The 5,631-nt window shown below is 62.2% G+C and carries 4 protein-coding genes; 2 read left to right on the top strand and 2 right to left on the bottom strand.

The genetic code is table 11. From position 1 onward, the window contains the following. Nucleotides 1-81: 81 nt before the first annotated feature. Together istB and istA are read right to left on the bottom strand one after the other, a co-directional pair. A complete protein-coding gene (gene istB, locus G0D83_RS29345) occupies nt 82-876 on the bottom strand; it encodes an IS21-like element helper ATPase IstB (RefSeq protein ID WP_092431586.1) in 795 nt (264 codons plus the stop codon). Continuing rightward, complete coding sequence (gene istA / locus G0D83_RS29350; RefSeq protein WP_092431584.1) at nt 866-2,398, bottom strand: IS21 family transposase; 1,533 nt, start codon at nt 2,396-2,398, stop codon at nt 866-868. Before istA ends, istB begins: the two co-directional genes overlap by 11 nt. Before the next feature lie 131 nt (nt 2,399-2,529). Here istA and G0D83_RS29355 point away from each other — a divergent pair, with 131 nt between their 5' ends. Together G0D83_RS29355 and G0D83_RS29360 are read left to right on the top strand one after the other, a co-directional pair. Next, the gene (locus tag G0D83_RS29355; protein ID WP_164198097.1) at nt 2,530-4,407 is read left to right on the top strand and encodes a hypothetical protein; all 1,878 of its coding nucleotides are present in this window, start codon (nt 2,530-2,532) and stop codon (nt 4,405-4,407) included. After that, nucleotides 4,404-5,631, top strand: a 1,228-nt coding sequence (locus tag G0D83_RS29360; protein ID WP_203595679.1) for a hypothetical protein, incomplete at its 3' end; no start/stop codon positions are given. The genes G0D83_RS29355 and G0D83_RS29360, both read left to right, overlap by 4 nt.

A 5,631-nucleotide genomic window follows, 5' to 3' on the forward strand; every position in this document is an offset into this window, starting at 1 on the left:
CATCTTGCGCGAACGGGGGTATCCATACATGACCCGGGGTTTCCATCGAGAAGTGACCCACCTTGGATTATGCTGAGCGGGTCATGATTGGGTCAAGACATGGCTTCCCTCCCTCTTTTTCCGGGTGGCTGCGGCCGCGCTGTCCTTGAAGCGGAAGCTGTCGTTTCCGGTCTCGAGGATGTGGCAGCGATGGGTCAGCCGATCGAGGAGCGCGGTGGTCATCTTGGCGTCACCGAACACTGTGGCCCACTCGCTGAAGCTGAGGTTCGTGGTGATGATCACGCTGGTGCGCTCGTATAGCTTGCTCAGCAGATGGAAGAGCAAGGCGCCCCCTGAAGCGCTGAACGGCAGGTATCCGAGCTCGTCCAGGATCACCAGGTCGAGGCGGGTGAGGGTCTCCGCGATGTGTCCGGCTTTTCCCTTGGCCTTCTCCTGCTCGAGAGCGTTGACGAGTTCGATGGTCGAGAAGAAGCGCACTCTCCGGCGATGATGCTCAATGGCATGGATGCCGAGCGCGGTGGCGATGTGGGTCTTCCCAGTGCCGGGGCCGCCGATGAGAACGACGTTCTGCGCTCCTTCCATGAACTCGCCACGATGCAACTGGCGCACCGTTGCCTCGTTCATCTCGCTGGACGAGAAGTCGAAGTTGGGCAGATCCTTGTAGGCCGGGAAGCGTGCCACCTTCATGTGGTAGGCGATCGAGCGCACCTCGCGCTCCGCGACCTCAGCCTTCAGGAGCTGCGTCAGGATCGGCACGGCGGCTTCGAACGCCGGCGCACCCTGCTCGATCAGGTCGGTCACGGCTTGAGCCATCCCGTGCATCTTGAGGCTGCGCAGCATGATCACGATGGCACCGCTGGCTGGGTCATGACGCATGGCGGCCTCCAGCATCGCGAGGCCGCAGCTCGTCATAGCGCTCCACATTGGCCCGGGGCTCTCGCTTGAGGGCCAAGGCACCCGGCGGGTCGATGGAGGGAGCGTCGGTCGACTTCCCGTCGATCAGGCGGTGCAGAAGATTCAGGACGTGGGTCTTGGTCGCGACGCCCTCGGAGAGCGCCAGCTCGACCGCGTTCAGCACCACTTGCTCGTCGTGATGCAAGACCAGGGCAAGGATATCGACCATCTCCCGGTCTCCCCCGGGCCGTCGTAGCAATTGGCTCTGCAATTGCCGGAAGGCGGGCGGCAGATCCACGAAGGGGGCGCCATTGCGCAGGGCTCCGGGCTTTCGCTGGATGACGGCCAGGTAGTGGCGCCAGTCGTAGATCGTTCTGCCGGGCAGATGGTGAGACCTCTGGATCAGCCGATCGTGCTCGCACAGAATTTGCCCTTCCGCGGCGACTACGAGGCGATCGGGGTAGATCCGGAGGCTGACTGGTCTATTGGCAAAGGAGGCGGGGACGCTGTAGCGATTGCGCTCGAAGCTGATCAAGCAGGTCGGGGACACGCGCTTGCTCTGCTCGACAAAGCCGTCGAAGGCAGGTGGCAGCTGCATGAGCGCCGCTTGCTCCGAGCCCCAGGCATCCGCGATGCTGCCCGCGAGGGTGCCATGGGGGGTGTCGCGCCAGAACTCCATGCAGCGTCGTTCCAGCCATGCGTTCAGCGAAGCAAGGTCGGGGAAGTTCGGCATGGGGTTCCATAAGCGCGGGCGGGCGTCCTGGACGTTCTTTTCGACCTGACCCTTTTCCCAGCCCGCCGCCGGATTGCAGAACTCCGGCTCGAACACGTAGTGGTTTGCCATGGCCAGGAAGCGCATGTTCACCTGACGCTCTTTGCCACGGCCAACCCGGTCCACCGCCGTCTTCATGTTGTCGTAGATCCCACGCTCCGGAACGCCGCCAAAGACGCGGAAGCCGTGCCAGTGGGCATCGAACAGCATCTCGTGGGTCTGCAGCAAATAGGCTCGGACGAGGAAGGCGCGGCTGTGAGACAGCTTGATATGCGCGACCTGCAACTTCGTGCGCTCTCCGCCAAGCACCGCATAGTCTTCGCTCCAGTCGAACTGGAAGGCCTCCCCGGGCCGGAACGACAAGGGGACGAAGATGCCGCGCCCGGTGGTATGCTGTTCGCGCTGGCGTTCTACCCGCCATTTTCGGGCGAAGGCCGCAACCCGGTTGTAGGACCCCGTGTAGCCGAGTGCCACGAGGTCGCCATGCAACTGCTTCAGGGTTCGGCGCTGCTTGCGTGACTTTGCAGCCTCCGTCTTCAGCCACGCAGCGAGCTTTTCAGCGTAGGGATCAAGCTTGCTCGACCGAGCCGGAACGTTGAACTTCGGCTCGATCGTGCCTGCTCTCAGATATTTCTTGATGGTGTTCCGCGACAGGCCGGTTCGGCGTGCGATCTCTCGGATCGGTAGCTTTTCCCGCAAGGCCATGCGGCGGATGACGTTCAAAAGTCCCATGTGGATCACTCCGGAATCCCCCGCTGCAAGCTGCGTCGCGGGGAGGGTCACATGGGTCAAATCTCAATGGAAATTACGCGCTCTCCCGGGTCAGTTCTGGGTGGAAATCAACAGACACCTCGGCCGCCCTTATGCTCGCGCCAGCGCTCCGGTTCGCGATCGAGCGGATCTGGCGTGTTGACGCACCAGGTCGGCCCCAAAGCTGGCGGCTTGTTTGCGAAATATTTTCGACGGGAAAAGTCGATCCGGTGCTCGGGAACGTCGCGCTACGCATCCTCTCGGAGAATGTGACCGACGTCGGAGATCTCGCCGGGCTCATCGAGCGCGTAGCGGCGACACCAGACGACGCGACGCTTGCGAGCGTGCTAAACCGACTTAGTCGCTTCGTCTCGATGGAAATCGAGGGGACCCGCAGCATCACGCCGGAGCGCGCGATCGCCTGGGCTACCCTGTCCGAAAGACTCACACGCGCCAACCGGTTCCCGCTATTCGATCCCGCCCGGGTGCTCATGCAGGCCATCTTCCAGTACGGCGACCTTTCCGACGCTGCCCTGCTCGACGTCTTCGGGCGCGCTGCGCGAGCAATGCTGGGATTTGCTTGGTCACATTCGCCGCCACTCCAGGCGACCAGCGTCAGCGCGATTAGGTTCGTGGGGAAGAGCTTCGCCGCTGACGCAACCGCATCACGTGCCCTGCTTGATCGCATCCTGCGTGACCCGCACTTCTCCCAGTACGCCGACCGCGAGGCCCCTTGGCTATCCGAGCAGATCCTCCCGATCGCCGCGGCGGACCCTGCCTTTGCCGTCGAAGTGTATCGCTGCATCTACGGCCAGATGATCACGGACACCGCCACATCTGCCCTCGGCGGCTCACGGAGCCGGATCATGCCGTTGTCGTCAAATCGGCGACAGGACTACGAGCACTCGCGTTGGCATTTGGGACAATCCCTCGGCAGATTCCTTGATATTTCGCCCGAGCATGGCACACGCGCGGTCATCGAAGCGGTCATCGGTAGGGCCGCGACGGAAGGTTACGGCATACCCGACGAACCCGTGCTCATTGACCTCGGGACCACGAAGGTCGAGTTCCGCGGCCATGACGCCGAGTTCAACGCTTGGGAGGAGGAAGACCATGATGCACCGGGAGGAGATGACGACCTCCTCAAAAACTTCGTGGCATTCCTGCGCAGATGCAACGCCGAAGCTTTCTCGGTGAGCGTCGCTGCGGCATCGCGGGACTACGCGACCGCTTCCGTGTGGACCCGGATCCTCGGTGTCGCGAGCGAGCGGGTCGAAGAGGTCGGCGACCTTGTTTGGCCGCTGACGGAGAGGCCCGACTTGATCGAGAACAGCGACACCCTCCGCGACGCCGTGCGCTTCGTCGTCGCGGCCTGGCCGTCTCGGGCGCAGGAGGAGAAGGTGCGTGTCGAGAGGATGTGGCTAGATGACACGCGGCATCCAGATGAGGAACGGCAGAAGCGGTGGCGCCTCATCCTAGGCCGGCTGCTCGCACTTATCCCCGAGGAAGAGCTTGCCCTCGCAGCCACCCGCAATCTGCGCCGGCAAATGGAGAAGGCTGAGGAGCTTGAGGAGAACCGGCCGATCCGAACCTCCCACTTCTCGTGGGGCGGTCACGAGGACTGGGAGATAGAGCGACTGCGCCAAGAAGGAGTCGACATGGATGCCGGTCCCAACCGGATGGTCCTCGATGCGTCGAATGCGCTGGACGCCATGTGCAATGCCACACCGAATGACGGCGGAGCGGCCGCGCTCACGGCGCTTTGGTCGGATGCAATGGCGCTGATGGCCTTACTCGATGGCAATCTTGGACTGCACGGCCGGGTTGACCACTCAGCTTGGGGGCACATCTCGAACGCAATCGAGCGCGTCGCCTCCAGCCCGAACTACGCTCCGGGTGTGGACGGCCTTCCTGACCTGGAAACAATGTTCGCGGTGCTGGATCGGTTGTCTTCAAGCAGGTATCCGGAAACCCGCGAGACCAAGGGATGAGCATCAGTTGGGGGAACCTGTCGGTGCGAGTATACTCTGCGGAGGCATGGGTCTCTCTGGCGTCGCGGTTCGCCGACGAGCGGCCGGAGATCGTAGACAGGATCGAGGCGATCCTGCAGGACAAGGAGCCTGCCGTTCGTTTGCAGGCCGCGCGGAACCTTCAGGTCCTTTGCAAAGCGGCTCCTGACCGGATGTGGGCAATGGGCGAGCGTATCGCTGCCAGCGAGTGCGACCAAGAGATCCTGACGTCATACCTCGGGCAAGCCCTGAGGCGGTTCTTCCATGCAGAGCCAGAACGCTGCGAACTCGTCCTGAAGTTGGCGAAGGAGCGGCTCAACGAGTTCTCTGACAAAGACGGCTCCCGAAACTACCTGCAGGAATGTCTCGGCCGATGGGCCGCGCAACTGCACGCGGCGCAAGGTCGACCGTTAGCCCGTGTCTGGATCGAGGAATGGGCAACCGACCCCAAACGCTTTCGAGATGCGCTGAATGCGTACAGTTCCTACTTGCGAGGTAAATTCTTCGGCCGCTATGCGGCTGATGCCAAGCAAGGCGACCGAGACATGTGCGACCGCGCGCAGGATGGGCTCAAGGCAATTCTCGGGCCGGCGCTAGCGATATCGGCGAAGGAACACGCAATCCTTTTGTCGGAGACCACACAGGAGGAGAAGATGGCGGCCGGCGAGCGCTATAGTGCCGCCGAGCGTGTGATCCACCACGCCCTGATGCAACTCTACTTCGGCGCTGGCGCCCGGGCGGAGGACAAGGAAGATGGACCAGGCCTGAATAGTCCCGACACCAAGTCGCGTTTCTTGGCAGACTATGCAGAGATTCTCGAGCTCTTCCAACAGTCCCGAGAGCCCAGAACGCTTCATTACTTGATCGAGCTGTACGAGCATCTGATGCCCGGAGACCCGATAGCCGTGTTTACGGCGATCCACGCGATCCTCACCGGGGTGGGCGCCGAAGAGGGGTATCATTACGAGAGCCTCGGCAACACCGCCGCCGTGAAGGTTGTGAAGCGATACATTGCTGACCATCGAGGCATATTCGAAGATCCCAAGAGGCGCGCGATGCTGGTCGAGATTCTGCAACTGTTCTCCGAGGTTGGATGGACCGACGCACTGCGGCTACTTTACGATCTACCTATAGCGCGACAATCAGGGAGAGACGGCAGCGACAATCAAGATGAGATTCTATGTCGCGACATCGGTGACGGTATCA

Source organism: Salipiger sp. PrR003 (assembly GCF_010500785.1).
Classification (GTDB): Bacteria; Pseudomonadota; Alphaproteobacteria; order Rhodobacterales; family Rhodobacteraceae; genus Salipiger; species Salipiger pacificus_A.